Origin of the sequence: Pseudomonas sp. SAR267 (genome assembly GCF_052077595.1) — a bacterium.
GTDB classification, from domain to species: domain Bacteria; phylum Pseudomonadota; class Gammaproteobacteria; order Pseudomonadales; family Pseudomonadaceae; genus Aquipseudomonas; species Aquipseudomonas vlassakiae.
Genome location: NZ_JBQIHU010000001.1, coordinates 1,869,924 through 1,894,566 on the forward strand (window position 1 = coordinate 1,869,924; position 24,643 = coordinate 1,894,566).

22 protein-coding genes are annotated in these 24,643 nt (G+C 62.7%); 6 read left to right on the forward strand and 16 right to left on the reverse strand.

Annotated elements, in window-relative coordinates:
* Positions 1–49: 49 nt before the first annotated feature.
* The 5 genes from groL to ACTORR_RS09030 form a co-directional block, all read right to left on the reverse strand.
* Complete coding sequence (gene groL / locus ACTORR_RS09010) at positions 50–1,690, reverse strand: chaperonin GroEL (protein WP_418055782.1); 1,641 nt, start codon at positions 1,688–1,690, stop codon at positions 50–52.
* 49 nt (positions 1,691–1,739) lie between these two features.
* Positions 1,740–2,033, reverse strand: coding sequence for a co-chaperone GroES (locus ACTORR_RS09015; protein ID WP_054884602.1), 294 nt, complete (start codon positions 2,031–2,033; stop codon positions 1,740–1,742).
* A 251-nt stretch (positions 2,034–2,284) separates the two neighbouring features.
* Complete coding sequence (locus tag ACTORR_RS09020; protein ID WP_054884603.1) at positions 2,285–2,746, reverse strand: FxsA family protein; 462 nt, start codon at positions 2,744–2,746, stop codon at positions 2,285–2,287.
* A gap of 67 nt (positions 2,747–2,813) precedes the next feature.
* The gene (locus ACTORR_RS09025) at positions 2,814–3,545 is read right to left on the reverse strand and encodes a HugZ family pyridoxamine 5'-phosphate oxidase (RefSeq protein WP_286935783.1); all 732 of its coding nucleotides are present in this window, start codon (positions 3,543–3,545) and stop codon (positions 2,814–2,816) included.
* A 91-nt stretch (positions 3,546–3,636) separates the two neighbouring features.
* Positions 3,637–4,647 carry a DUF481 domain-containing protein gene (locus ACTORR_RS09030; protein ID WP_054884605.1) on the reverse strand — a complete coding sequence of 337 codons (1,011 nt, stop codon included), beginning with the start codon at positions 4,645–4,647 and terminating at the stop codon, positions 3,637–3,639.
* A 153-nt stretch (positions 4,648–4,800) separates the two neighbouring features.
* Here ACTORR_RS09030 and ACTORR_RS09035 point away from each other — a divergent pair, with 153 nt between their 5' ends.
* Positions 4,801–5,154 carry an MGMT family protein gene (locus tag ACTORR_RS09035; protein WP_286935785.1) on the forward strand — a complete coding sequence of 118 codons (354 nt, stop codon included), beginning with the start codon at positions 4,801–4,803 and terminating at the stop codon, positions 5,152–5,154.
* A 43-nt stretch (positions 5,155–5,197) separates the two neighbouring features.
* The gene (locus ACTORR_RS09040) at positions 5,198–6,745 is read left to right on the forward strand and encodes an AmpG family muropeptide MFS transporter (protein WP_176508328.1); all 1,548 of its coding nucleotides are present in this window, start codon (positions 5,198–5,200) and stop codon (positions 6,743–6,745) included.
* A gap of 69 nt (positions 6,746–6,814) precedes the next feature.
* Here ACTORR_RS09040 and ACTORR_RS09045 read toward each other — a convergent pair whose 3' ends face one another.
* The 3 genes from ACTORR_RS09045 to ACTORR_RS09055 form a co-directional block, all read right to left on the reverse strand.
* Entirely contained in the window at positions 6,815–8,059 is a 1,245-nt protein-coding gene (locus ACTORR_RS09045; protein ID WP_286935786.1) for an MFS transporter, read from the reverse strand.
* A gap of 224 nt (positions 8,060–8,283) precedes the next feature.
* Positions 8,284–9,126, reverse strand: a complete 843-nt coding sequence (locus tag ACTORR_RS09050) for a mechanosensitive ion channel family protein (RefSeq protein ID WP_262108714.1) — start codon at positions 9,124–9,126, stop codon at positions 8,284–8,286.
* 116 nt (positions 9,127–9,242) lie between these two features.
* Positions 9,243–9,728 carry a YajQ family cyclic di-GMP-binding protein gene (locus ACTORR_RS09055; protein WP_054884610.1) on the reverse strand — a complete coding sequence of 162 codons (486 nt, stop codon included), beginning with the start codon at positions 9,726–9,728 and terminating at the stop codon, positions 9,243–9,245.
* Positions 9,729–9,830: 102 nt separating this feature from the next.
* On the opposite strand from ACTORR_RS09055, the gene ACTORR_RS09060 reads away from it, so the two are divergent.
* Genes ACTORR_RS09060 through ACTORR_RS09070 form a run of 3 tightly spaced genes read left to right on the forward strand, consistent with a single transcriptional unit; the run spans position 9,831 to position 13,377 of the window.
* Positions 9,831–10,748, forward strand: coding sequence for a putative 2-dehydropantoate 2-reductase (locus ACTORR_RS09060; RefSeq protein WP_286935787.1), 918 nt, complete (start codon positions 9,831–9,833; stop codon positions 10,746–10,748).
* A 30-nt stretch (positions 10,749–10,778) separates the two neighbouring features.
* Complete coding sequence (locus ACTORR_RS09065) at positions 10,779–12,809, forward strand: sensor histidine kinase (RefSeq protein WP_286935788.1); 2,031 nt, start codon at positions 10,779–10,781, stop codon at positions 12,807–12,809.
* A gap of 1 nt (position 12,810) precedes the next feature.
* Complete coding sequence (locus ACTORR_RS09070; RefSeq protein WP_054884613.1) at positions 12,811–13,377, forward strand: cob(I)yrinic acid a,c-diamide adenosyltransferase; 567 nt, start codon at positions 12,811–12,813, stop codon at positions 13,375–13,377.
* Between the two features lie 131 nt (positions 13,378–13,508).
* Here ACTORR_RS09070 and ACTORR_RS09075 read toward each other — a convergent pair whose 3' ends face one another.
* From ACTORR_RS09075 to secA, 4 genes are all read right to left on the reverse strand, one after another.
* Positions 13,509–14,453 (reverse strand): Nudix family hydrolase, encoded by a 945-nt coding sequence (locus ACTORR_RS09075; protein WP_286935789.1) that lies wholly within the window; start codon positions 14,451–14,453, stop codon positions 13,509–13,511.
* Complete coding sequence (locus tag ACTORR_RS09080) at positions 14,450–15,082, reverse strand: glutathione S-transferase family protein (protein ID WP_054884615.1); 633 nt, start codon at positions 15,080–15,082, stop codon at positions 14,450–14,452. Before ACTORR_RS09080 ends, ACTORR_RS09075 begins: the two co-directional genes overlap by 4 nt.
* Positions 15,083–15,223: 141 nt before the next feature.
* Positions 15,224–16,441: a bifunctional glutamate N-acetyltransferase/amino-acid acetyltransferase ArgJ gene (argJ, locus tag ACTORR_RS09085; RefSeq protein ID WP_054884616.1), complete on the reverse strand. Its 1,218-nt coding sequence runs from the start codon at positions 16,439–16,441 to the stop codon at positions 15,224–15,226.
* A gap of 172 nt (positions 16,442–16,613) precedes the next feature.
* Positions 16,614–19,349 (reverse strand): preprotein translocase subunit SecA, encoded by a 2,736-nt coding sequence (secA, locus tag ACTORR_RS09090; protein WP_286934787.1) that lies wholly within the window; start codon positions 19,347–19,349, stop codon positions 16,614–16,616.
* A 353-nt stretch (positions 19,350–19,702) separates the two neighbouring features.
* On the opposite strand from secA, the gene ACTORR_RS09095 reads away from it, so the two are divergent.
* Positions 19,703–20,164 carry a DUF721 domain-containing protein gene (locus ACTORR_RS09095; protein WP_099815781.1) on the forward strand — a complete coding sequence of 154 codons (462 nt, stop codon included), beginning with the start codon at positions 19,703–19,705 and terminating at the stop codon, positions 20,162–20,164.
* A gap of 53 nt (positions 20,165–20,217) precedes the next feature.
* On the opposite strand, the gene lpxC is transcribed toward ACTORR_RS09095, so the two are convergent.
* The 4 genes from lpxC to ACTORR_RS09115 form a co-directional block, all read right to left on the reverse strand.
* A complete protein-coding gene (gene lpxC / locus ACTORR_RS09100) occupies positions 20,218–21,129 on the reverse strand; it encodes a UDP-3-O-acyl-N-acetylglucosamine deacetylase (RefSeq protein ID WP_054884618.1) in 912 nt (303 codons plus the stop codon).
* A gap of 114 nt (positions 21,130–21,243) precedes the next feature.
* Positions 21,244–22,440 (reverse strand): cell division protein FtsZ, encoded by a 1,197-nt coding sequence (gene ftsZ, locus ACTORR_RS09105; protein ID WP_003260772.1) that lies wholly within the window; start codon positions 22,438–22,440, stop codon positions 21,244–21,246.
* A gap of 55 nt (positions 22,441–22,495) precedes the next feature.
* Positions 22,496–23,758 (reverse strand): cell division protein FtsA, encoded by a 1,263-nt coding sequence (ftsA, locus tag ACTORR_RS09110; protein ID WP_027594020.1) that lies wholly within the window; start codon positions 23,756–23,758, stop codon positions 22,496–22,498.
* 14 nt (positions 23,759–23,772) lie between these two features.
* Positions 23,773–24,642, reverse strand: coding sequence for a cell division protein FtsQ/DivIB (locus ACTORR_RS09115; protein ID WP_054884619.1), 870 nt, complete (start codon positions 24,640–24,642; stop codon positions 23,773–23,775).
* Position 24,643: the final 1 nt, after the last annotated feature.

A 24,643-nucleotide genomic window follows, 5' to 3' on the forward strand; every position in this document is an offset into this window, starting at 1 on the left:
AGCCCCGCACTAGGCGGGGCTTTTTCTTGGTGCAGGGGGTAAGGCTGGCTTACATCATGCCGCCCATGCCACCCATGCCGCCCATGTCAGGCATGCCAGCAGCTGGCTTGTCTTCCGGCAGGTCGGCAACCATGGCTTCGGTGGTGATCATCAGACCGCCGATCGAAGCTGCAGCTTGCAGAGCCGAACGGGTGACCTTGGCTGGGTCGAGGATACCCATCTCGATCATGTCGCCGTATTCGCCGGTAGCGGCGTTGTAGCCGTAGTTGCCCGAACCTTGCTTGACCTTGTCAGCGACAACGCTTGGCTCGTCGCCGGCGTTGGCAGTGATCTGGCGCAGCGGCGCTTCTACAGCGCGACGCAGCAGGGCGATACCGACGTTCTGGTCTTCGTTGTCGCCTTTGAGATCGGCAATGGCTGCCAGGGCGCGAACCAGGGCAACACCACCGCCAGGCACCACGCCTTCTTCGACGGCAGCACGGGTAGCGTGCAGGGCGTCTTCAACGCGGGCTTTCTTCTCTTTCATTTCAACTTCGGTGCCAGCACCGACCTTGATCACGGCAACACCGCCAGCCAGCTTGGCCAGACGCTCTTGCAGCTTCTCACGGTCGTAGTCCGAAGAGGTTTCTTCGATCTGGGCACGGATCTGCTTGACGCGAGCTTCGATGTCGGCGTCAACGCCAGCACCGTCGATGATGGTGGTGTTTTCCTTGGACAGGATGACGCGCTTGGCGTTGCCCAGGTGCTCCAGGGTGGTGGTTTCCAGGGTCAGGCCGATTTCTTCGGAGATGACCTGGCCGCCGGTCAGGACGGCGATGTCCTGCAGCATGGCCTTGCGGCGGTCGCCGAAGCCCGGGGCCTTGACCGCAGCAACCTTGACGATGCCGCGCATGTTGTTGACTACCAGGGTAGCCAGGGCTTCGCCTTCCACGTCCTCGGCAACGATCAGCAGCGGACGGCCGGCCTTGGCAACGGCTTCCAGAACTGGCAGCAGCTCACGGATGTTGGAGATCTTCTTGTCGACCAGCAGCAGCAGCGGGCCTTCCAGCTCGGCAACCATGGTGTCCGGCTTGTTGACGAAGTATGGCGACAGGTAGCCACGGTCGAACTGCATGCCTTCTACTACGGACAGTTCGTTTTCCAGGCCCGAGCCTTCTTCAACGGTGATCACGCCTTCTTTACCGACTTTTTCCATGGCTTCGGCGATGATTTCACCGATGGAGTTGTCGGAGTTGGCGGAGATGGTGCCTACCTGAGCGATGGCCTTGGAGTCGGCGCATGGCTTGGACAGGTTCTTCAGCTCGGCGACAACGGCGGCGGTGGCCTTGTCGATGCCGCGCTTCAGGTCCATCGGGTTCATGCCGGCAGCGACGGCCTTGAGGCCTTCGTTGACGATGGCCTGAGCCAGAACGGTAGCGGTGGTGGTGCCGTCACCGGCAGCGTCGTTGGCCTTGGAAGCAACTTCCTTGACCAGCTGGGCGCCCATGTTTTCGAAGGCGTCTTTCAGCTCGATTTCTTTGGCGACGGAAACGCCGTCCTTGGTGATGGTCGGAGCGCCGAAGCTCTTGGCCAGCACTACGTTACGGCCTTTCGGGCCGAGGGTCGCTTTTACTGCGTCAGCCAGAACGTTGACACCAACCAGCATTTTCTTACGAGCGGAATCGCCGAATTTTACGTCTTTAGCAGCCATGATCGTTTAATCCTTGAAAATCTTTGGAGTAACGGGAAGTCGGGGAAAATCAGCCTTCGATAACGGCGAGGATTTCGTTCTCGGCCATGATCAGCAGGTCTTCGCCATCGACTTTCACGGTGTTGCTGCCCGAGTAAGGGCCGAATACCACTTTGTCACCGACTTTAACGGCCAGCGCACGTACTTCGCCGTTTTCCAGAACGCGACCGGTGCCAACTGCAACGACTTCACCGCGGTTTGGTTTTTCTGCGGCCGAACCCGGCAGGACGATACCGCCAGCGGTTTTCGATTCTTCTTCGCTGCGACGGATGACTACGCGGTCATGCAGAGGACGAAGCTTCATTGTCGATCTCTCCCAAATAGTGGTTTTCATCGGCCGGTACGAAACCGGCGGGTTAATGCAATCCGGCGATGCCGGGGGTGGCCCGCAAAGGGCGAACCACCTTTGTCATGACTGGTGTTACCACCAGAAACCTTGCGGTGACCACATACATGAGGCCGCCATATGCAATTACAAGGCTTGATATGCAAAAAATTTCAGGGCACTCAAAAAGACCGAGGCCGCTTGCGCGGCCCCGGAAGATACAGTTCTGATTATTGATCGCGGCGCTCGTACTCGCCTTCGATCACGTTCGGCCGATGGCCGCCGTCACGCGGCGGTGCCTGGAACGGCTCGTCCTGGAACGCACGCTGGCGCATGGCCTGGGCTTCGGCGCGTTGGCGCATCTTGCGCGCCGCCAGATGGCGGGTGAACGGCAGCAGGCACAGCAGGCCCAGCACATCGCTGATGAAGCCGGGCAACAGCAGCAAACCACCACCCACGGCCAGCATCAGGCCCTGGAACATGTCCTCGGCGGGCAGTTCGCCGCGCTGCAGGCTTTCACGGGCACGCAGGGCGGTGGCGAGGCCCGCCACGCGGACCACCAGCACACCCAATGCAGAGCCGGCGATGATCAGCAGCAGCGCCGGAAAGAAACCGATGGCGCCGGCAACCTTGACGAAAACGAACAACTCCAGCACCGGAAACAGGAGAAACAGCAGTAGAAAAGCACGCATCAAAGCATTCCTCGTCGGAAGAGACCCTTCCTGTAAGACCTACAGATGGATGCATGCGCTCGCTATTTCAAGCCTCGACTTCACTCGCAGTCGGCCATTGGTCGGCGCGCGCCAGCAGAACCAGGGCTTCGCGGACTTGTGTCGGAGTGTTGCAAGGCGCGGGAAATGCCAACCAGTAGATGCCCTGGCCGATACGCAGGTGCATGCCTTCGCTGTCGATGCCGACCATCTGTGCCGGCACGCTGCGCGGCAGGTCGCTCAGCGCGACATAATGAGCGATGGCATTGGCATGGTCGCTGTTCATGTGCTCGATCATGCTCGCCTCGGCCTTGCCCGCAAAGGGATTGGCCAGGGTGACCTGGTCGAGCCAGTGGATCGCACCGAAGCCGCCAATGTAGCGATGACGCACCGGCTGCAGGACCCAGAAGTCGAAATCATGGGCCTTGTGGTAGTTGGCGGCATCGGGGAAGTAGCGGTAGTAGCGCTCGGCGGCGGCCTCGATGGCAGCCTCGTCGACCAACTTGTGCGCCTCGGCCATCACCGTCAGGCGGCCGACGGCCTGCACGTCTTCAGCTTCGCGCTCACCGACCAGCAGCGAGCACTTTGGGTCTTTCTGCAGGTTGTGGGTGTGCTGGGCGATGCGGCTGATCAGGATCAGCGGATTGCCCTGGGCATCCAGGCAGTACGGCACCACTGATCCGAACGGGAAGCCAGGCATGGACTTGGAATGGGTCGAAAGCACGCCGCGGTATTCCTTGAGCAGCAGTTCCCGGGCGGGACGAATGGCGTTGGTACTCACAGAGGGCGGCTCCTGACGGCGGACTGGATGCTGACAAGATAAGCATTGTCAGCTGCCAGCGCCAATGGGCTGCTGTGCAGTCCCCGACGATTTACCAGGCCACACCGAACCCTGCGGTATAGCGGGTCTTGTCCAGATCGCTGTCGCGCGTCCCGGTGATGATGTCCTTTTCTGCCTTGAGGTTGAGCGAAGCCCATTCGGTGACCTTGTAGCGCAGCCCCACTTCGGCATCCAGCGCGTAGTCGGCCACGCCGCCCAGCGGTTTGGCGAACTCGCCATTGGTGAACAGCTGGACGTTCTTGCCGATCAGGTAGCGGGTATAGTCCCACTTCACCGCTGCCGAGTAGAAGTTGTCCTTGGCGCCGTCCTGGTACTCGAAATCAGTACGGTTGATCAGCGAGCCCAGCGAGAACGCGCCCAGTTCATCGTCCCAGAACTGGTAGCCAGGGCCGGTACCGATCGTGCGCTGGCGGGAGAGGTCTTCGATGCGGTCGCGCTTGTACTCCATGCGCCCCTGCCAGAACCACTTCTCGGTGATGAAGCGGTCGAGCGCGTATTCGGCGCTCCAGTTGTCGGTGGTGGTGACGTCGTCCTTGGATTCGCGGTTGTATTCGCCTTCGGCATTGTGCCGCCAGCGACCGTGGCGGGCAGTGGTCTTGAAGTCGACGTCGTAGTCGTCGCTGTCTGTCTCGGCACGCTTGTAGTCCATGGCCACGTCGACATTGCCTTTCCAGATGAAGTCCTCGACCAGCGGTTTTGGCTTCATGATCTGCTGGACACTGGCGAGGTCGACCGTCTTCGGCGCATCGCCGTTGGCCAGGGTCACCTTGCCCGGCTCGGCAGCCTTCAGCGACTTGGCCTTCTCGCCGCTATAGGCGTCCTGCTTGACCAGCAGTTCCTGGTCGCTCTCCAGGGTCTGGACCTGTTTCCAGTCCAGCGAGATCGAGCCGCCATAGGGGGTTTCCAGCAGCAGCTTGCCACCGTCGAATACACGGATCTTGCCGCTGAGCCGGTCGCCGTTCTTCATCCACACGGTGTCGGCGAACACCGGACTGGCGCACAGGGAAGCGGTCAACAGGCAAAGCAAGGATCTAGAATACATAAGCGCGCTACAGGTTCGATTTGACGAAAAAAGCCGGGCATTATCCAGATACCACCGACCAGAGCAAGGACTGACCCAGGAGCATGCCGTTGAGTTCAACTCTCATTTGCTGCAACCATTCGTCCGGTTTCATCCCAGGCCAGGGCAGCCCTGATGTCTGAGGGATATGAGCACACCCTGGCATCGCCCGAAGCCCGACGAACGGCGCTGTATTCGGTGCTTGGCCAGGTACCAGAGGGCAAGGTGGTCAGCTACGGCGAGCTCGCCGAGCTGGCGGGGCTTGGGCGGGCGGCACGTTGGGTCGGGCGTATCCTTGGGCAGTTGCCAGCCGACACGCGCCTGCCCTGGCACCGGGTACTCGGTGCTGGCGGGCGGCTGAGCCTGGCGCCGGGCACGCCTTCGGGCGATGAACAGCGGGCCAGACTGCGCGCAGAGGGCGTGAATGTGACCAATAATCGTGTGGATCTGACGCTCCATGGCTGGCGTCCGATGGAGCACAGCGGTTAGAGTGCGCGCTTTGTTTTCGCAAATTTGAGGCAGATGTTGGCCCATGCCCCGTAAAACCTGGCGCGCTGCGCTTGCTGCCTATGCCAGCCCGTCAACCTTGGTACTTTTGCTGCTGGGCTTTGCCGCCGGCCTGCCCTACATGCTGGTGTTCTCGACCCTGTCGGTGTGGCTGCGTGAAGCCGGCGTGGCCCGTGAAACCATTGGCTACGCCAGCCTGATCGGCCTGGCCTATGCCTTCAAATGGGTCTGGTCACCGCTGCTCGACCAGTGGCGCCTGCCGCTGCTTGGCGGCCTGGGGCGACGGCGCTCATGGCTGTTGCTGTCGCAATCGCTGGTGGTGATCGGGCTGGTCGGCATGAGCTTGTGCGACCCGCAGCAACACCTTTCCTGGCTGATCGCCCTGGCGGTGCTGGTGGCCTTTGCCTCGGCCACTCAGGACATCGCCGTGGATGCCTATCGCCTGGAGATTGCCGACGACCAGCGCCAGGCGGCCCTTGCCGCCAGCTACATGGCCGGCTACCGGGTTGCCGCCCTGCTCGCGACAGCAGGCGCGCTGTTCTTCGCTGAGTGGTTCGGCTCCACCGGTTTCAGCTACCTGCACAAGGCCTGGGCCGGTACTTACGTGCTGTTCGGTGTGTTGATGCTACCGGCACTGTTCACCACCCTGGTGATGCGTGAACCAGCGGTGCCAATGCGCACCCAGCTGTCGGCCGCACGCTATGGCCTGATGCATCAGATGGCCTCGGTGTTCGTGCTGATCATCCTGCTGGTGTCGGTGCCGGCCAGCTTTACCCAGATGTTCAACACCGGCTGGTCAAGCGTCATTTCCGGCGATGCGACGCCTCTCGACCTGCTGCTGGAAGACCGTGCCTTCCTGCGCCTGATCCTGTACGTGCTGCTGACCTGGGCCTGCCTTTCGAGCATGGGCCGGCGTGGCCTGGCCCCGGTACTGACACCGGTGCACGACTTCATCTCCCGCTACCGCTGGCAGGCCCTGTTGCTGCTCGGCCTGATTGCCACCTATCGCATGTCGGACACGGTCATGGGCGTCATGGCCAACGTGTTCTACATCGACATGGGCTTCACCAAGGACCAGATCGCCAGCGTCAGCAAGGTTTTCGGCCTGATCATGACCCTGGTCGGTGCAGGCGTCGGCGGCTTGCTGATCGTGCGTTTCGGCATCCTGCCGATCCTGTTCATCGGCGGCGCGGCCTCGGCGGCCACCAACATCCTGTTCCTGATGCTGGCCGACATGGGGCCGAACCTGGAAATGCTGGTGGTGACCATTTCGCTGGACAACTTCAGCTCGGGCCTGGCGACATCGGCGTTCGTCGCCTACCTGTCGAGCCTGACCAACCTGAAGTTCTCGGCCACGCAATATGCCTTGCTCAGTTCGATCATGCTGTTGCTGCCACGCCTGATCGGCGGCTATTCAGGGGTGATGGTGGAGAAATACGGGTATCACGACTTCTTCCTGATCACTGCGTTGCTGGGCGTGCCCACGCTGATCCTGATCGCGCTGCACTGGCGCCAGGAAGTGAGCCGGGGAAAGCAGGTGCCGGTGGATAACCCGGCGGCCGAACAGCCCTGATCCTTCTCCGCTGCCTGTACCGGCCTCTTCGCGGGTGAACCCGCGAAAAGGCCGGCAACGCAACGACAGTTATTGAGCGGCGGCACTTTCCCCAGGCCGCCCTCCTACCACGAACCAGAGCGGCCAAAGTGCCAGGGCACCTGCAACGCCAGCCGCCAGGGCAAAGTGCAACAAGCTGTCCCCCGCCCCGATCATCGCCAGAACCGCCCCGCCCAGCCCCAGCAAGGCAATGGTGATCATCCCCAGCATCGCCGACACCAGCCCCTTGCTTTGCTCGCTGGCGAACAGCGTCATGCGGTACAGCACCGCATTGGCCACGCCCAGCCCCAACGCATACAGCGACATGCCAGCGACCACGCTGGTCACCGTCGGCCACACCCAGGTCGCCAGCACCATCAGGCACAAGCCGGCCAGGTACGGCCCAAGCGCACCACGCACCAAAGCCGGCAGCGGGTAGCGGTCGGCAATGCGGTTGATGACCAGGTTACCCAGGATCAGCCCACCAAACACCGGCAACTGCCACAGCGCATAGGCCATCGTACTCAGCCCCTCATCGTGGATCAGCAGCACCGGCGACAGGCCGATCCAGCCAATCAGCGGCAAGCCCACCAGACCCAGCGCGGCACTGCCGGCAACGAACTTGCGGTTGGCCAGCAACTGGCCGTAACCGACGAGCAGTGGCAGCAGGAGGATAGGGGTGAACGGCAGACGTGAACCATCGCGACGCTCCACTCCGAGGGTTTCCGGCATCAGCCGATGCAGCAGCAACCAGCACAACACCGCGCCGATGGCAAAGGCTACGAACAGCCAGCGCCAGTCCAGCCATTGCAGCATGAGGGTACCGACCAGCGGGCCGAGCAGCGGCGACAGCAGGGCGATGTTGGCCAGCAACGCCATCATGCGCACCGCGTCCGCTTCACTGAACGACTCGTTCAGTGCCGGGTAGCTGACCGTCACCACGAAGCCCAGGCCGATGCCCTGCAACAGGCGCAGCAGGTTGAACAGGCCGATGTCCTGCACCCAATAGGTGGCCAGACAGGCGCCGCCGAAAAACGCGCAGCCGGCCAGCAACAGTGGACGGCGCCCATAGCGGTCGGCCAGCGGGCCGATCAGCCATTGCAGCACCACGCCACCGAGCAGGTACAGGTTGAGCGCGTGCGGGATGTATTCGGGGCTGGCGTTCAGGTGCTCGACCACCACCGGCATCGCCGGCATCACGGCGTCACTGGCCAGGTAGGTGAGCAGCTCGAACAGGGCCAGGGTCAGGCCGAACAGCAGAGCCCGAAGCGGAGTGATGTACAGCAGTGGTTTCATGATGGTGTATCAGGTGCAGGCTGGGGGACAGGCTATATGCCAGAAATGCCGGGGAATTGCTGTGAACAAGTGTAAGGGAACAGAAATAGCCGGGGCCGCTTCGCGCCCCTTCGCGGGCACGCCCGCTCCCACAGGTACTGCACAAGTCTCGAAGCTTGTGCGATACCTGTGGGAGCGGGCGTGCCCGCGAAGGGGCGCGGAGCGGCCCCGGTTGCAACGCGGTATTACTGCGTTGCAGTCTCCTGCACCACGCGGATCACCCGCTGCGGGAACGGAATGTCGATTCCTTCAGCCTTCAACCGGTCACGGGCATGCTCGTTGAGCATGAACATCACGTCCCAGTAGTCGGCGGTCTTGGTCCACAGGCGCAGCGACACGGTGATCGAGCTGTCACCCAAGGTCGAGACGACCGCCTGCGGCGCCGGGTCCTGCAGCACGCGCGGGTCCTGCGCCAGCTCCAGCAACACGTTGCGGGCCTTCTGCAAGTCAGCCTCGTAGTCCACCCCCACATCGAACACCACCTTGCGCGTCGGCTGGCGGTTGGTGTTGGTGATGATGCCATTGGACAGGCTGCCGTTCGGCATGATCACGGTCTTGTTGTCACCGGTCCGTAGCACGGTGTGGAAGATCTGAATGCTGTCGACGGTACCGGATACACCCTGTGCTTCGATCCAGTCGCCGATGCGGAACGGGCGGAACATCAGGATCAGCACGCCACCGGCAAAGTTCGCCAGGCTGCCCTGCAGCGCCAGGCCGACAGCCAGCACAGCGCCACCCATGGCTGCCACGAACGAAGTGGTCTCGATGCCGATCATCGACGCCACACTGATCGCCAGCATCACCTTCATGACGATGTTGGCCAACGTGCGAATGAAACCCTGCAACGCCGGGTCCGCGACCCGCAGGCCGACAAGCCTGGCCAAGCGGTCACTGACCTTGTTGGTGATCCACCAACCGATGGCCAAGGTCACCAGCGCAAGCAGCAGACGGCTGCCATACGCCATGATCATGGGGATCCAGGTCTGCGACTGGCGGACCAGCTGATCGACTTCAGCGTTCAAATCCATGTATTCATCTCCTGATGCCGTGCGGCACGTACACAGTAAAGCAGGCCGCCGGTCATCCAGCGGCCACGGCCCCCATGGACATCATTGCGCCATCGAGGTTCCGGGCAACCCAGCGATCAGTCGCGGAAGTTGTTGAACTGCAGCGGCATGTCGAATTCCTTGGTGCGCAGCAGGGCAATGGCTTCCTGCAGGTCGTCACGCTTCTTACCGGTGACACGCACCTGCTCGCCCTGGATCGCGGCCTGGACCTTGAGCTTGCCGTCCTTGATGGTGGCGACGATCTTCTTGGCCAGGTCCTTGTCGATGCCTTCGCGGAACTTGGCTTCCTGTTTCTTTTCCTTGCCCGAGGCGTACGGGTCCTTGGTTTCCAGGCACTTGACGTCGATCTTGCGCTTGACCAGCGCCAGGCGCAGGATTTCCAGCATGGCTTCGAGCTGGAATTCTTCCTCGGCGGTCAGCACCACGGTCTGCTCCTTGTCCTTGAACTCGAAGCTGCCCTTGCCCTTGAGGTCATAGCGGCGATCGAGGTCCTTGATGGCGTTGTCGACCGCGTTCTGCACTTCGTGCTTGTCCAGTTCCGATACCACGTCGAACGAAGGCATGGGTAATCTCCATAAAATAAACGCGCGCTCAGTCTGAACATGGAGCGCGTCGGTGTTAGCGGGTTAAAATGCGGGCTCATTATAACGGGTTGCGAAACGCAGATGAGCAGCACCTGGCATATTCTCGGCGCCGGTAGCCTCGGCAGCCTCTGGGCCTGCCGCCTGGCACGCGCCGGCAAGGCAGTGCGCCTGATCCTGCGTGATGCGCAGCGCCTGCAGGCCTACCAGCAGGCCGGCGGCCTGACGTTGACCGAGCAGGAGCAAACCCGCCGCTACGCCATCCCGGCCGAAACGGCCGAATCCGGCGGCCCCATCCATCGCCTGCTGGTAGCCTGCAAGGCCTACGATGCCGCTCCCGCCGTCGCCGGCCTGGCGCCGCGCCTGGCTGAGAGCGCAGAACTGGTGCTATTGCAGAACGGCCTGGGTAGCCAGGACGAAGTGGCCGACCAGGCCCCCCTCGCCCGCTGCATCTTCGCCTCCAGCACCGAAGGTGCATTCCGCGAGGACGACTGGCGAGTGCGCTTCGCCGGTCATGGTTTCAACTGGCTGGGGGACCCGGCCAACCCCACCCCACCAGCATGGTTCGATGACCTGAACGACGCGGGCATTGCCGCCGAATGGACGGTCGACATCCTTACCCGCCTGTGGCGCAAGCTGGCGCTCAACTGCGCCATCAACCCGCTGACGGTGCTGCACGATTGCCAGAACGGCGGTCTGCTCGGGCACCTCGGCGAGGTCGAAGCACTGAGCACGGAACTGGCCGAGCTGCTGCGCCGTTGCGGCCAGCCCGAAGCCGCAGCCGATCTGGGCGAAGAAGTGCTGCGGGTGATCCTGGCCACTGCGGCCAACTACTCTTCCATGTACCAGGACGTGCGCGCTGGCCGGCGCACCGAAGTGCACTACCTGCTGGGCCATGCCTGCCGGGCAGCCGAGCGCCACGGCATGGCGTTGCCGCAGCTGGAACACCTGCACCAGCGCCTGGTCGATAACCTGCGAGCGCGTGGTTTGCCCAGCGCCTGACGTCAACCCAATACGGACATTGCCTTGCCCATGAGCCTGCGCCAACGCCTGGAAAACCTCCCGGTCGGGCAGAAACTGCTGGCAGCCCTGCTGGTACTGCTGGTGACCATCCTGCTGGTCGCCAACCTGACCTTCATCAGCGCCGCCTACTGGATCACCCAGGAGAGCATGGCGCCGCAGGCGTTACAGACCATCGGCAAGTTGGTGGCCAACCCGCAACTGTCGGCCCGTGCCGGCGACTCGACCGAGACCGCCACGGCCCTGCTCAAGGAGCTGGACAGCTACACGCCGCTACGCGCCGCGGCCATCTACGGCGGCGACGGCAGCATGCTGGCCCAGCTCCAGCACGGCGAGTCTTTGGCCCTGCCCAAGCGCTACCGCAACATCGACGGCTGGCGCCTGATGGAGTTTCGCAGCACCCAGCTGATCCGCATCCCGCGCGACGCCAGCCCACCGGCGCACCTGCTGCTGGTGGCCAGCAGTGAGCTGCCCACGGCGTTCTACACCGGCACGCTCAGCGCCAGCCTGGCGATCCTGGTGTTCAGCATCCTGCTGTGGCTGGTCATCGCCAGGCAGATCAAGCGGTTGATCACCCAGCCGATCAACCAGCTCGAAGAACTCAGCCGTCAGGTCACCCGCGAAGAAAGCTATGCCTTGCGTGCTACCCGCGGCAACGACGATGAGATCGGCAGCCTGGCCGAAGCCTTCAACACCATGCTTTCGCGTATCGAGGCCCGCGAGCAGCAACTCAAGCGCACCCGCGATGAATTCCAGACCGCCTACGACCAAGCCCAAGGCCTGGCCGAGGAAACCCGTAACACCAATCGCAAACTGGAGCTGGAAGTCCAGGTGCGCAGCAAGATCGAGAAGAAGCTCACCGGGTTCCAGAACTACCTCAACAGCATCATCGACTCCATGCCCTCGGCACTGATCGCCCTCGATGAGCAACTCTATGTAACGCAGTGGAACCACGAGGCCACGGTGCTTTCCGGCACGCCGCTGGACGAAGCGCTGAACCAGCCGATCTTCATCGCCTTCGAACCACTCAAGCCGTTCCTGCCGCAGCTCAAGGAAAGCGTCGAAAAGCACCGGGTGGCGAAAATCGAGCGGGTCACCTGGCCCAAGGGCGACGACCTGCGTCATTACGCCCTGACCTTCTACCCGCTGATGGGCGGCGGCGGTCGCGGCGTGGTCATCCGTATCGACGACATCACCCAGCGCCTGTCGCTGGAAGAGATGATGGTGCAGTCGGAGAAGATGCTCTCGGTCGGCGGCCTCGCAGCCGGCATGGCCCATGAAATCAACAACCCGTTGGGCGCGATCCTGCACAACGTACAGAACATACGCCGACGCCTTTCGGCAGAGCTGCCGCGCAACCAGGAACAGGCCAGTGAGCTGGGCATCGACCTGGCCAACGTCAACCGCTACCTGGAAAACCGTGAAGTACCGCAACTGCTCGACGGCATCCAGCAGGCCGGCGCTCGCGCGGCGAAGATCGTGACCCACATGCTCAGTTTCAGCCGTCGCAGCAACCGCCAACTGGCGCCTTGCGACTTGCCGGCGCTGATCGACCAGGCCGTGGAGATCGCCAGCAACGACTTCGACCTGACCATCGGCTTCGACTTCAAGGGCCAGGCCATCATCCGTCAGTTCGACCCAAACCTGGGCCCGGTGCCCTGCACCGCCAACGAGCTGGAGCAAGTGCTGCTGAACTTGCTCAAGAACGCTGCCCAGGCCATCCATCAGCGGCCGCAGCCCAGCGAGCCAGGGCGCATCATCCTGCGTACGAAGCTGAATCCGCCGTGGGCCGAGATCGAGGTCGAGGACAACGGCGTGGGCATGCCCGAAGCCGTTCGCAAGCGTACCTTCGAGCCGTTTTTCACCACCAAGGAGATCGGCCAGGGCACCGGCCTCGGGCTGTCGGTTTCGTACTTCATCATCACCAACAACCACAAGGGGCAGATGGAAGTGCAGTCCACGCCCGGCCAGGGCACCTGCTTCACCCTGCGCCTGCCCCTCGGCCAGCCGCCAGCGGCTGCGCCGACCCACACGGAGGCATGACATGGGCTATCGCCTGTCGAAGATCTATACCCGCACTGGCGACAAAGGCGAAACCGGCCTGGGCGACGGGCGACGGGTACCCAAGGACCACCCACGGGTCGAGGCGATCGGCGAGGTGGACAGCCTCAACAGCCAGCTCGGGCTGCTGCTGGCTGGCCTGGATGAGCACAAGCTGGATGAGGTGAGCAGTGTTCTGGCGCCATGCCAGCATCGCTTGTTCGACCTTGGTGGCGAGTTGGCGATGCCCAGCTACCAGGCCTTGAATCAGGTTGAGGTGGAGCGGCTCGAAGCGGCGATCGATGTATGGAACGAAGAACTGGGGCCACTGGAGAACTTCATCCTGCCCAGTGGTTCGGCGCTGGTGGCGCAGGCCCATGTGTGCCGCAGCCTGGCGCGCAGTGCGGAGCGGCGCTGCCAGCAGTTGAATGCGCTGGAGCCGTTGGAGGGGGTTGGGTTGGCGTATATCAACAGGCTTTCGGATCTGCTGTTCGTGGCGGCGCGGATCATTGGGCGGCGGCAGGGTGTTGCAGAGGTTTTGTGGCAGCCTGCGGAAAAGCCTAAAGGCTGATATCGCCGGGGCTGCTCTGCAGCCCATCGCAGGCAAGCCAGCTCCCACAGGTACTGCGCCGATTTCTCGGACAGTGAGATCCCTGCGGGAGCTGGCTTGCCTGCGATGGGTCGCAAGGCGACCCCAATTACTCAGGCCTCAGGCCAGAATGCGCGGATCCCGGCAACACCTTGGGCACCGGCCTCCCAGGCCTTCTCCCGCTCACCCGGCCCAACCCCACCCAACAGGTAAACCGGCTGGTTGAAGCCGGCAATAAGCCGCTGCGCCTCATCCCAGCCCAACGGCACCGCCTCGGGGTGGGTCTGGGTTGCCTGCACCGGCGACAGGGTGACGAAGTCCACGCCCATCTGCTCGGCCAGCGCCAGCTCTTCGGCACTGTGGCACGACGCTGCCAGCCAGCGTTCCTTGGGGAACGGGCGGCCATTTGCTGCGTACTTGCGTAGCTGTGAGGCGGTCAGGTGCCAGCCAGCGGACGGGAAGTCGCCCAGCCACTCCAGCGGCCCCTTGAGCATCAGCTGCGCCTTGCCGGCGCACAACCCGACCGCGTCCACCGCCACATCGCGGTACTTGGGGTCGTACATGTCCGGTGCGCGCAACTGGATCAGGCGGATGCCACTGGCCACGGCCTTCTGGATACCCTTGAGCATCTGCGGCACTTCCAGGCCATCCGGCGTGATCAGGTACTGATCCGGCAAGCGCGCAGCAGCGACGATCGGCTTGTTGGCTTCAGGGAATTGGTACTGTGCCAGGTCCCGCGGGGCGACCCAGGCCAGCGGCTGGCCCTCGGCGCCATGGGCTTGGCCGGTGAACGCATCGACCTCACGGACATCCAGCAGCACCTGCTTGTCCGGGTAGTCGTGGCTGACCTTGATCAGCGCCCGCGAACGGGTCACTTCGATACCTAATTCTTCGCGCAACTCGCGGGCGAGCGCCGCTTCGACGCCTTCGCCCTCTTCCACCTTGCCACCCGGGAACTCCCACAGGCCGCCCTGGTGCTGGGTATCAGCACGACGGGCAATCAGAATGCGCCCGTCATTGCCGCGGATCACCGCGGCGACTACATGGATTCTTTTCAACCTGCACGCTCCGCCAGGCCAGCTTGCCGCCAGGCCTGGAAGGCCGGCCACTGGTAAATGGTTTCGATATAGGTGGCTGCCTCGGCGGGCACCTCTACGCGGTAGCTACGCAGGCGCACCGCCACCGGGGCGAAGAAGGCATCGGCCAAGGTCGGCTTGCCGAACAGGAAGGGGCCGCTGTCCTTGGCCACCAGGCGGCATTCGGACCACAGCGCGACGATGCGGTCGATATCCACTTGGACCTCCAACGGGATGTTATCCAGCCCCTGGTCACGTGTCAGGTCGAACGGCATGGCACCGCGCAGGGCGAAAAAGCCGCTGTGCATCTGCGCACAGGCCGAGCGGGCCTGGGCACGGGCGGCAACGTCTGCCGGCCACAGCTGGGCCTCGGGGTGGCGTTCGTTGAGGTACTCGGCGATGGCCAGGGAGTCGGCGATCACACCGTGCTCAGTCTTGAGCAGCGGCACCTTGCCGGTAGCGGAGAATTCGAGGATGCGTTTGCGGGTGTCGGGCTGGTTCAACGAGATAAGCGTTTCTTCATAGGGCACGCCAGCCAGCTCGAGGGCCAGGGCGCCACGCAGCGACCAGGAGGAATACAGCTTGTCGCCGATGATCAGGTGATAGCTCATGGTTCGGCTCCATGTATTTGGGGATTTGGGGGCTGCTTTGCAGCCCTTTCGCGACACAAGGCCGCTCCTACAAGGGAACGCGATTTCCTGTAGGAGCGGCCTTGTGTCGCGAAAGGGCCGCAAAGCGGCCCCAGCATTACATCAGGTGCGGTATTCGGCGTTGATCTTCACGTATTCGTGGGACAGGTCGGTGGTCCAGATGGTTTCGCTGCACTGGCCACGGCCAAGCTCGATACGGATGGTGATCTCTTCCTGAGCCATCACCGCCGAACCTTGTGCCTCGGTGTAGCTCGGGCTGCGGCCGCCTTTGCTGGCGATGCACACGTCACCCAGGTAAACGTCGATCAGGCTGACATCCAGTTCTGGCACACCGGCACGGCCCACGGCAGCCAGAATCCGGCCCCAGTTCGGGTCGGAAGCGAACAGCGCGGTCTTGATCAACGGCGAGTGGGCCACGGCGTAACCGACATCCAGGCACTCCTGGTGGTTGCCACCGCCATTGACCTGCACGGTGACAAACTTGGTGGCGCCTTCGCCGTCACGGACGATGGCCTGGGCCACTTCCATGCACACTTCGAACACGGCCTTCTTCAGCGCTTCGAACAGCGCTCCGCTGGCTTCGGTGACTTCCGGCAGGTTGGCCTTGCCGGTGGCGATCAGCATGCAGCAATCGTTGGTCGAGGTGTCGCCATCGATGGTGATGCGGTTGAACGATTTGTTGGCGCCGTCGAGGATCAGGTCCTTGAGCACGGCCGGAGCGACTTTGGCGTCGGTGGCGATGTAGCCGAGCATGGTGGCCATGTTCGGACGGATCATGCCGGCGCCTTTGCTGATGCCGGTGACGGTGACAGTCACACCATCGTGCTGGAACTGGCGGCTGGCACCTTTGGGCAGCGTGTCGGTGGTCATGATGCCAGTAGCGGCTTCAGCCCAGTGGTTTTCCGACAGGTCGTCCAGCGCGGCTTGCAGCGCGCCTTCGATCTTCTCGACCGGCAGGGGCTCACCGATCACACCGGTGGAGAACGGCAGCACCGACTCGGCCGGCACCCCGGTCAGTTCAGCGAGCTTGGCGCAAGTACGTTCGGCAGCTGCCAGGCCTGGCGCGCCGGTACCGGCGTTGGCATTGCCGGTGTTGGTCAGCAGGTAGCGCACGGTGCCCTGCACGCGCTGCTTGGAGAGGATCACGGGAGCGGCACAGAAGGCGTTGAGGGTGAACACGCCAGCCACGCTGGAGCCTTCGGCGCAGCGCATGACCACCACATCCTTGCGCCCAGGACGCTTGATGCCGGCAGAAGCGATGCCGAGTTCAAAACCCGGAACCGGGTGCAGGGTGGGCAAAGGACCAAGACCAACAGCCATTAGAGCGCTCCTAGAAAAATCGGTTGATTGCAAAAAACGGGGCCGCTTCGCGCCCCATCGCGACACAAGGCCGCTCCTACAAGATTGTTGCGATTCCTGTAGGAGCGGCCTTGTTTCGCGAAAGGGCCGCAAAGCGGCCCCCGGTTTGTCACGTTACAGCGAGTGAATCAGATCATTCAATCTGACCATGGCAATGCTTGAATTTCTTGCCCGAACCACACCAGCACGGCTCGTTGCGGCCCAGCTTCAGGTCGTTGCGCACCGGGGCAGCGGCCACGGCCACTTCGGCGCCCTCCTCGCTCAGTTGCTCGCTTTCAAGGCCTGGCGCAGGGGCATGCTGGAACTGCATGCGGCTGGCCAGCTCTTCGGCTTCGCGGCGCAGGCGGGCTTCTTCTTCGGCCGGGTCTTCGCGGCGCACCTGAACGTGCGACAGCACGCGGATGGTGTCGCGCTTGATCGACTCGAGCAGTTCCTGGAACAGCGCGAACGACTCGCGCTTGTACTCCTGCTTCGGGTTCTTCTGTGCATAACCACGCAGGTGGATACCGTGACGCAGATGGTCCATGGTCGACAGGTGGTCTTTCCACAGGTCGTCCAGCACACGCAGCAGGATCTGCTTCTCGAAGGTACGCAGGGCTTCGATACCGGCCTGGTCTTCCTTCTCGGTGTAGGCGGTGGTGATCTGGTTCAGCAGCTTCTCGCGCAGGGTCTCCTCGTAGAGGTGATCGTCTTCGTCCAGCCACTGCTGGATCGGCAGCTTCATGCCGAAGTCGCTGGCCAGCGAAGCTTCAAGGCCGGCCACGTCCCACTGCTCCGGCAGCGACTGCGGCGGAATATGCTGGCTGATGGTGGCGTCCAGGACTTCCTGGCGGAACTCGACGATGGTGTCGCCAATGTTCTCGGCCGCCAGCAGGCTGTTGCGCATGTGGTAGATCACCTTGCGCTGTTCGTTGGCCACGTCATCGTATTCGAGCAGCTGTTTGCGGATGTCGAAGTTGCGGCCTTCGACCTTGCGCTGGGCTTTCTCGATGGCATTGGTGACCATGCGATGCTCGATGGCCTCGCCGGACTGCATGCCCAGTGCCTTCATGAAGTTCTTCACCCGGTCAGAGGCGAAGATGCGCATCAGGCTGTCTTCCAGCGACAGGTAGAAGCGGCTCGAACCCGGGTCGCCCTGACGGCCGGCACGGCCACGCAGCTGGTTGTCGATACGGCGTGACTCGTGGCGCTCGGAAGCGATCACGTGCAGGCCACCGGCTTGAATCACCTGCTGGTGACGCTTCTGCCAGTCGGCCTTGATCTGGGCGATCTGCTCAGGGGTCGGGTTCTCCAGTGCAGCCACTTCGGCTTCCCAGTTACCGCCCAGCAGGATGTCGGTACCACGGCCGGCCATGTTGGTGGCGATGGTCAGCGCACCCGGGGCACCGGCCTGGGCGATGATTTCGGCTTCCTTCTCGTGGTACTTGGCGTTCAGTACCTTGTGGTCGATACCTTCCTTCTTCAGCAGGTTCGACATGTGCTCCGAGGTTTCGATGGTGGCGGTACCCACCAGGATCGGGCGGCCCTGGGTCATGCTCTCTTTGATGTCGGCGATGATCGCGGCGTATTTCTCGTCAGCGGTCAGGTACACCAGGTCGTTGAAGTCTTTACGCGCGAGTGGCTTGTTCGGCGGAATGACCATGACGTTGAGGGCGTAGATCGACTGGAACTCGAACGCTTCGGTGTCGGCGGTACCGGTCATGCCGGACAGCTTGGTGTAGAGACGGAAGTAGTTCTGGAAGGTGGTCGAAGCCAGGGTCTGGCTTTCGGCCTGGATGTTCAGGTTTTCCTTCGCCTCGATGGCCTGGTGCAGGCCTTCGGACAGGCGGCGGCCGGGCATGGTACGGCCGGTGTGTTCGTCGATCAGCAGGACCTGGCCGTCCTGGACGATGTACTCGACGTTGCGGTGGAACAGCTTGTGCGCACGCAGGCCGGCGTAGACGTGGGTCAGCAGGCCGAGGTTATGCGCCGAATACAGGCTCTCCCCTTCGGCCAGCAGGCCAGCCTGGGTGAGCATTTCTTCGATGAACTGGTGACCGGCTTCGTTGAGCTCGACCTGGCGGCTCTTCTCGTCGATGGTGAAGTGGCCTTCCTGGGTGACCTGGCCTTCGACTTCTTCGATGTGCTGGGTCAGGCGCGGGATCAGGCGGTTGATCTCGATGTACAGCTTGGAGCTGTCTTCGGCCTGGCCGGAGATGATCAGCGGAGTGCGCGCTTCGTCGATGAGGATCGAGTCGACTTCGTCGATCACGGCGAAGTTCAGTTCACGCTGGAACTTCTCTTCCTGGCTGAACGCCATGTTGTCGCGCAGGTAATCGAAACCGAATTCGTTGTTGGTGCCGTAGGTGATGTCGGCAGCGTAGGCGGCGCGCTTTTCTTCGGGCGGCTGGAAGGCCGAGACGATGCCTACGGACAGACCGAGGAATTCGTACAGCGGACGCATCCAGTTGGCGTCACGGCGGGCCAGGTAGTCGTTCACCGTGACCACGTGCACGCCCTTGCCGGACAAGGCATTGAGGTAGACGGCCAGGGTACCGACCAAGGTCTTGCCTTCACCGGTACGCATTTCTGCGATCATGCCCTCGTGCAGGGTCATGCCGCCGATCAGCTGCACGTCGAAGTGGCGCATGCCCATCACACGCTTGCCAGCCTCACGGGCCACGGCGAAGGCTTCGGGCAGCAATTGGTCCAACGTCTCGCCTTTGGCCAGGCGCTCCTTGAACTCTGCGGTCTTGGCCCGCAGTTGCTCATCGGAGAGGGCCACCATCTTCTCTTCGAAGGCATTGACGATAGCTACCGTCTTGAGCATGCGTTTGACTTCACGCTCGTTCTTGCTTCCAAAAAGTTTTTTTAACAAAGGCGCAAACATATCGGCAGGATCTTCCACACGTAGGGATGGAGGGCGGCCCCATGAGTCGCCCGTGCAGCCCTGAGGCCGCATGCGAACGAGCATTCTACCCGGAAACGATGGTGAGGAAAGTGGTCGATTGCCACGATGCTGGCACAGCGCTTTGGCGGGGGCTTTTCTAAGATAGGGGCATTTTCCCTGAGTTCAACCCGCAGCTTGATGAAACGTAGCGGGAATGACTCTTATCCTGCACTGGCCTCTTCGCCACGCCCGCTCCCACAGGGATCAGCGAATCCTGTGGGAGCGGGCGTGCCCGCGAAGAGGCCAGTGCAGGCATGCTAGACTGACCACCTTGCCACCTCATGCACACCGCCATGGCCTACAAACCCTCCGCCGCCCAGCCGCCCGCCACCCTGCTGCGCCAGAACCGCCCGCTGCGCCTGCTGCTGAACCAGGCCGAACGCCTGGCGCATCTGCAGCGCCTGCTGGAAAGCCAGCTGCAGCCGGCTGCCCGCGAGCACTGTCATGTGGCGTCGTGGCGCGATGGCACGTTGTTGCTGGTGGTGACCGACGGCCATTGGGCGACTCGCCTGCGCTACCAGCAAAAGCGTCTTCAGCGCCAGCTGCAGGCCCTGGAAGCCTTTGGCAACCTGCAGCGCATCCTCTATAAGGTGCAGCCACCGCTGGTGCCGGCCAAGCGTGGCGGCAACACGACCGAGCTGTCGAACGATGCCGCCGAAAGTATCCGCGATTCCGCCGAAGGCATCGCCGATCCGAAGCTGCGTGCCGCCCTGGAGCGGTTGGCCAGCCACGCCAAACACAAAGAAAAACCCTGAAAATAAAAAAGGCCACCCGAAGGTGGCCTTAATGAACTAGAGAGTGTTCGAACTTACACAGCCGCAACAGGGCGCATGTACGAGATCGGTGCCGTGCTGGCATCTTCGAAAGTGACCACTTCCCAGGCATCGGTTTCAGTGATGAGCTTGCGCAGCAGCTGGTTGTTCAGCGCGTGGCCGGACTTGTAGCCCTTGAACTCGCCAATCAGGCTGTTGCCCAGCAGGTAAAGGTCGCCAATGGCGTCGAGGATCTTGTGCTTGACGAATTCGTCATCGGAACGAAGGCCGTCTTCGTTGAGCACACCAGTCTCGTCCACCACGATGGCATTCTCGACACTGCCACCCAGCGCAAGGTTGTGCTTGCGCAGGTACTCGATGTCACGCATGAAACCGAAAGTACGGGCGCGGCTGACTTCCTTCACGAACGAGGTGCTGGAGAAGTCGACGACCGCACTCTGGGTCTGGCCCTTGAGGACCGGGTGATCGAAGTCGATCTCGAAGCTCACCTTGAACCCGTCGAACGGCAGGAAGGTGGCGCTCTTGTCGCCCTCCGTCACTGTCACTTCGCGCAGGATGCGGATGAACTTCTTGGCTGCGTCCTGTTCTTCCAGGCCGGCAGACTGAATCAGGAATACGAAGGGACCGGCGCTGCCATCCATGATCGGCACTTCCGAGGCGGAGAGCTCGACGTAGGCGTTATCGATGCCCAGGCCCGCCATGGCGGAGAGCAGGTGCTCGACCGTATCGACCTTGACGTCACCGTTGACCAGCGTGGTGGACATGGTGGTCTCACCGACGTTGGCCGCACGCGCCGGGATCTCGACCACAGGGTCAAGGTCGGCGCGACGGAAGACGATGCCGGTGTCGACAGGCGCAGGCTTGAGGGTCAGGTAGACCTTCTCCCCGGAGTGCAGGCCGACGCCCGTGGCACGGATGGTATTCTTCAGGGTGCGTTGTCTAATCATGGCATTGGCCGCTTCAGCGCAAATAATGCGAACAGGTATCAACAAAGGCTGGGGATGATAACAGACCCGGCCTTTGCTGAACACCAATCACCCTTATACCCCTGATAAATTCCATCAATCGGCCTGACGACGCAGGAAGGCTGGGATATCGAGGTAGTCCAGATCATCCTGAGGGTTGAGTTTAGCTGCCGCAGCGGCACCTGCGTGGGCCTGGTTGCGCATCACGGTAGGGCGCTCGAGGTCACGATAGTTGACGGCTGGCTGCTCCTGGCGCACCGGCGCCGGGTTGGAAGCCTCATACACCTGCTGTGCAGTCTGCAGGGTGTTGTCGACCACCTTGACCGGTTTTTCGATGCGCGCGCCCAGACCAGTGGCTACTACGGTCACGTGCAGTTCGTCACGCATGTCAGGGTCGATCACGGTGCCGACCTTGACCATGGCGTGGTCGGAGGCGAAGGCTTCGATGATGCTACCCACATCGGAGTATTCACCCAGCGACAGGTCAGGACCTGCGGTGATGTTCACCAGGATGCCGCGGGCGCCCTGCAGGTTGACGTCTTCGAGCAGTGGGTTGCGGATTGCAGCCTCGGTAGCTTCGCGCGCACGGTTCGGGCCGCTGGCGCAGCCGGTACCCATCATCGCCATGCCCATTTCACCCATGACGGTGCGTACGTCGGCGAAGTCGACGTTGATCATGCCTGGGCGCTTGATGATGTCGGAGATACCGCGAACGGCACCGGCCAGTACATCGTCGGCCTTGGCAAAGGCGGACAGCAGGCTGGCATCCTTGCCCAGGATGGTCAGCAGCTTCTCGTTGGGGATGGTGATGAGCGAGTCGACGCTCTCAGCCAGCATCCGGATGCCTTCATCGGCGATCTGCATGCGCTTGCGGCCTTCGAACGGGAACGGACGGGTCACCACAGCAACGGTGAGGATGCCCATTTCCTTGGCCACTTCGGCGATGATCGGCGCCGCACCGGTGCCGGTACCGCCGCCCATGCCGGTGGTGATGAACACCATGTTGGTGCCCTGCAGCACCTCGGCGATGCGCTCGCGGTCTTCCAGCGCGGCCTGACGGCCGACTTCCGGATTGGCACCGGCACCCAGACCTTTGGTCACGCCGGTACCCAGTTGCAGGATGGTGCGTGCGCCGATGTTTTTCAGCGCCTGGGCATCGGTGTTGGCGCAGATGAACTCGACGCCTTCGATGCTGCTCTTCACCATGTGGTTGACGGCGTTGCCGCCGCCACCGCCAACACCGATCACCTTGATGACCGGACTTTGCGGGACGTTGTCTACGAGCTCGAACATTTTCCCTCTCCTTACAGTTCTCTAGTTGTCGCGCCTACCACTACTGCTTTGAAACTTAGAAGTTGCCCTGGACCCAGCGCTTGAAGCGTTCAAGCACTGGGGCCTTCGGTTCATCGCCATAGCTGTTGCTGCTGCTGTTGCTGTTACCGGTCAGGACCATGTCCTCGGACTGCTTGAGCAGGCCGTAGGTGAGCAAGCCCACGCCGGTGGAATAGATCGGGTTGCGCACCACGTCGCTCAGCCCCCGAACGCTGTGCGGTACGCCCAGGCGTACCGGCATGTGGAAGATTTCCTCGGCCAGTTCCACGGCACCTTCCATCTTCGCGGTGCCGCCGGTGAGGACGATGCCGGCCGGCACCAGATCCTCGTAGCCGCTGCGGCGCAGCTCGGCCTGGATCAGGGTGAAGAGCTCGTCGTAACGTGGCTCCACCACCTCGGCCAGGGCCTGACGCGACAGCTCGCGAGGTGGGCGATCGCCCACGCTCGGCACCTTGATGGTCTCACCGGCGCCGGCCAGTTTGGCCAGGGCACAGGCGTAGCGGATCTTGATTTCTTCGGCGTACTGGGTCGGCGTACGCAGGGCCATGGCGATGTCGTTGGTGACCTGGTCGCCAGCAATCGGGATGACCGCGGTGTGGCGGATCGCACCTTCGGTGAAGATGGCGATGTCGGTGGTGCCGCCACCGATGTCGACCAGGCACACGCCCAGCTCTTTCTCGTCGTCGGTCAGCACCGAGTAGGCCGAGGCCAGCTGCTCGAGGATGATGTCGTCGATTTCCAGGCCGCAGCGGCGTACGCACTTCTCGATGTTCTGCGCCGCGTTGACCGCGCAGGTGACCACGTGAACCTTGGCTTCCAGGCGCACGCCGGACATGCCCAGCGGCTCGCGCACGCCTTCCTGGTTGTCGATCACGTAGTCCTGCGGCAGGGTGTGCAGCACGCGCTGGTCAGCCGGAATGGCCACGGCCTGGGCAGCATCGAGCACGCGCTCGAGGTCGGCGACGCTCACCTCACGGTCGCGGATGGCGACGATGCCATGGGAGTTCAGGCTGCGGATGTGGTTGCCGGCCACGCCGACGAACGCCGAGTGAATGCGGCAGCCAGCCATCAGCTGGGCTTCTTCCACCGCGCGCTGGATCGACTGCACGGTCGATTCGATGTTCACCACCACACCCTTCTTCAGGCCGCGGGATGGATGAGTGCCGATACCCACGATCTCGAGGGTGCCGTCTTCGCCCACTTCACCCACCAGCGCCACCACCTTGGAGGTGCCGATGTCCAGCCCGACGATCATTTTGCCGCTATGCGCGTTTGCCATGGTCCTGCCTCTCTCTAATTCTTCGCAACGGCGGGTTTGGCCGTCGTCGGTGCGTTCGGTTCCCGCCAACCAACGGCAAGTCCGTTGGAATAACGCAGATCAATGCGGGCGATATTGGTGATCTGCTCTTTGAGTGTCTTGTCGTAAATGGCAATGAAACGGCGCATCTTCTCCACCAGGTGGTCGCGCCCCAACAGCAGCTCGATACCCGGCCCGGCACTGCTCGCACCGGTGGTCAGGAACCAGCTGCCCCGCTCGCGCAGCTCCAGGCGAGCGATGGAAAAGCCCATGGGGCGCAGCATCTGGCTCAATACCTGATATTGCTGCATGACTTGTTGCTGAGCGCGCTGCGGCCCGGCCAGCTGCGGCAGGTGCTCATAGTTGGCCAGTTCGCGCGGGGTAAAGGCCTGGCCCTGGTTATTGAGCAAGGCCTCGTCACCCCAGCGCGCCACCGGCAGCTGTTCTTCCAGGCGGATCACCACTTCGTCGGGCCACACGCGGCGCACTTCGGCGTGGGCGATCCATGGCATCTGTTCGAGTTCGGCGCGCATCGCCGTGAGGTCGACGCTGAAGAAGCTCGCCGCCACATACGGCGCAATGCGCTGCTGCACCGACTGCTGGCTGATGTAGCTGAGGTCACCCTGCACGTCGATCTTGGTGATCGGGCGGTCGGCATACGGCATCAGGCGGATGGCGCCTTCATAGGCACCAAAGCCCGCAGCTACCAGCACCAGCGGCCACAACAAGCGCTTGAGGCCACCCAGGCTGGGCCGCGGCAGGCGCGCCGATACGGGCTCGTCGGCCACCAGTCGGCTGGCACCGCGCGGCACCGGCTTGCTGCGGCCGGTAACGGGTTGCTGCTGACGTATCATTGCGCCTTGCATG

What these genes read in the sequence shown, in the direction of transcription:
- groL (WP_418055782.1), bottom strand. Translation starts at nt 1,690, where the DNA reads ATGGCTGCTAAAGACGTAAAATTCGGCGATTCCGCTCGTAAGAAAATG.
- ACTORR_RS09015 (WP_054884602.1), bottom strand. Translation starts at nt 2,033, where the DNA reads ATGAAGCTTCGTCCTCTGCATGACCGCGTAGTCATCCGTCGCAGCGAA.
- ACTORR_RS09020 (WP_054884603.1), bottom strand. Translation starts at nt 2,746, where the DNA reads ATGCGTGCTTTTCTACTGCTGTTTCTCCTGTTTCCGGTGCTGGAGTTG.
- ACTORR_RS09030 (WP_054884605.1), bottom strand. Translation starts at nt 4,647, where the DNA reads ATGTATTCTAGATCCTTGCTTTGCCTGTTGACCGCTTCCCTGTGCGCC.
- ACTORR_RS09035 (WP_286935785.1), top strand. Translation starts at nt 4,801, where the DNA reads ATGTCTGAGGGATATGAGCACACCCTGGCATCGCCCGAAGCCCGACGA.
- ACTORR_RS09040 (WP_176508328.1), top strand. Translation starts at nt 5,198, where the DNA reads ATGCCCCGTAAAACCTGGCGCGCTGCGCTTGCTGCCTATGCCAGCCCG.
- ACTORR_RS09045 (WP_286935786.1), bottom strand. Translation starts at nt 8,059, where the DNA reads ATGAAACCACTGCTGTACATCACTCCGCTTCGGGCTCTGCTGTTCGGC.
- ACTORR_RS09050 (WP_262108714.1), bottom strand. Translation starts at nt 9,126, where the DNA reads ATGGATTTGAACGCTGAAGTCGATCAGCTGGTCCGCCAGTCGCAGACC.
- ACTORR_RS09055 (WP_054884610.1), bottom strand. Translation starts at nt 9,728, where the DNA reads ATGCCTTCGTTCGACGTGGTATCGGAACTGGACAAGCACGAAGTGCAG.
- ACTORR_RS09060 (WP_286935787.1), top strand. Translation starts at nt 9,831, where the DNA reads ATGAGCAGCACCTGGCATATTCTCGGCGCCGGTAGCCTCGGCAGCCTC.
- ACTORR_RS09065 (WP_286935788.1), top strand. Translation starts at nt 10,779, where the DNA reads ATGAGCCTGCGCCAACGCCTGGAAAACCTCCCGGTCGGGCAGAAACTG.
- ACTORR_RS09070 (WP_054884613.1), top strand. Translation starts at nt 12,811, where the DNA reads ATGGGCTATCGCCTGTCGAAGATCTATACCCGCACTGGCGACAAAGGC.
- ACTORR_RS09080 (WP_054884615.1), bottom strand. Translation starts at nt 15,082, where the DNA reads ATGAGCTATCACCTGATCATCGGCGACAAGCTGTATTCCTCCTGGTCG.
- argJ (WP_054884616.1), bottom strand. Translation starts at nt 16,441, where the DNA reads ATGGCTGTTGGTCTTGGTCCTTTGCCCACCCTGCACCCGGTTCCGGGT.
- secA (WP_286934787.1), bottom strand. Translation starts at nt 19,349, where the DNA reads ATGTTTGCGCCTTTGTTAAAAAAACTTTTTGGAAGCAAGAACGAGCGT.
- ACTORR_RS09095 (WP_099815781.1), top strand. Translation starts at nt 19,703, where the DNA reads ATGGCCTACAAACCCTCCGCCGCCCAGCCGCCCGCCACCCTGCTGCGC.
- lpxC (WP_054884618.1), bottom strand. Translation starts at nt 21,129, where the DNA reads ATGATTAGACAACGCACCCTGAAGAATACCATCCGTGCCACGGGCGTC.
- ftsZ (WP_003260772.1), bottom strand. Translation starts at nt 22,440, where the DNA reads ATGTTCGAGCTCGTAGACAACGTCCCGCAAAGTCCGGTCATCAAGGTG.
- ftsA (WP_027594020.1), bottom strand. Translation starts at nt 23,758, where the DNA reads ATGGCAAACGCGCATAGCGGCAAAATGATCGTCGGGCTGGACATCGGC.
- ACTORR_RS09115 (WP_054884619.1), bottom strand. Translation starts at nt 24,642, where the DNA reads ATGCAAGGCGCAATGATACGTCAGCAGCAACCCGTTACCGGCCGCAGC.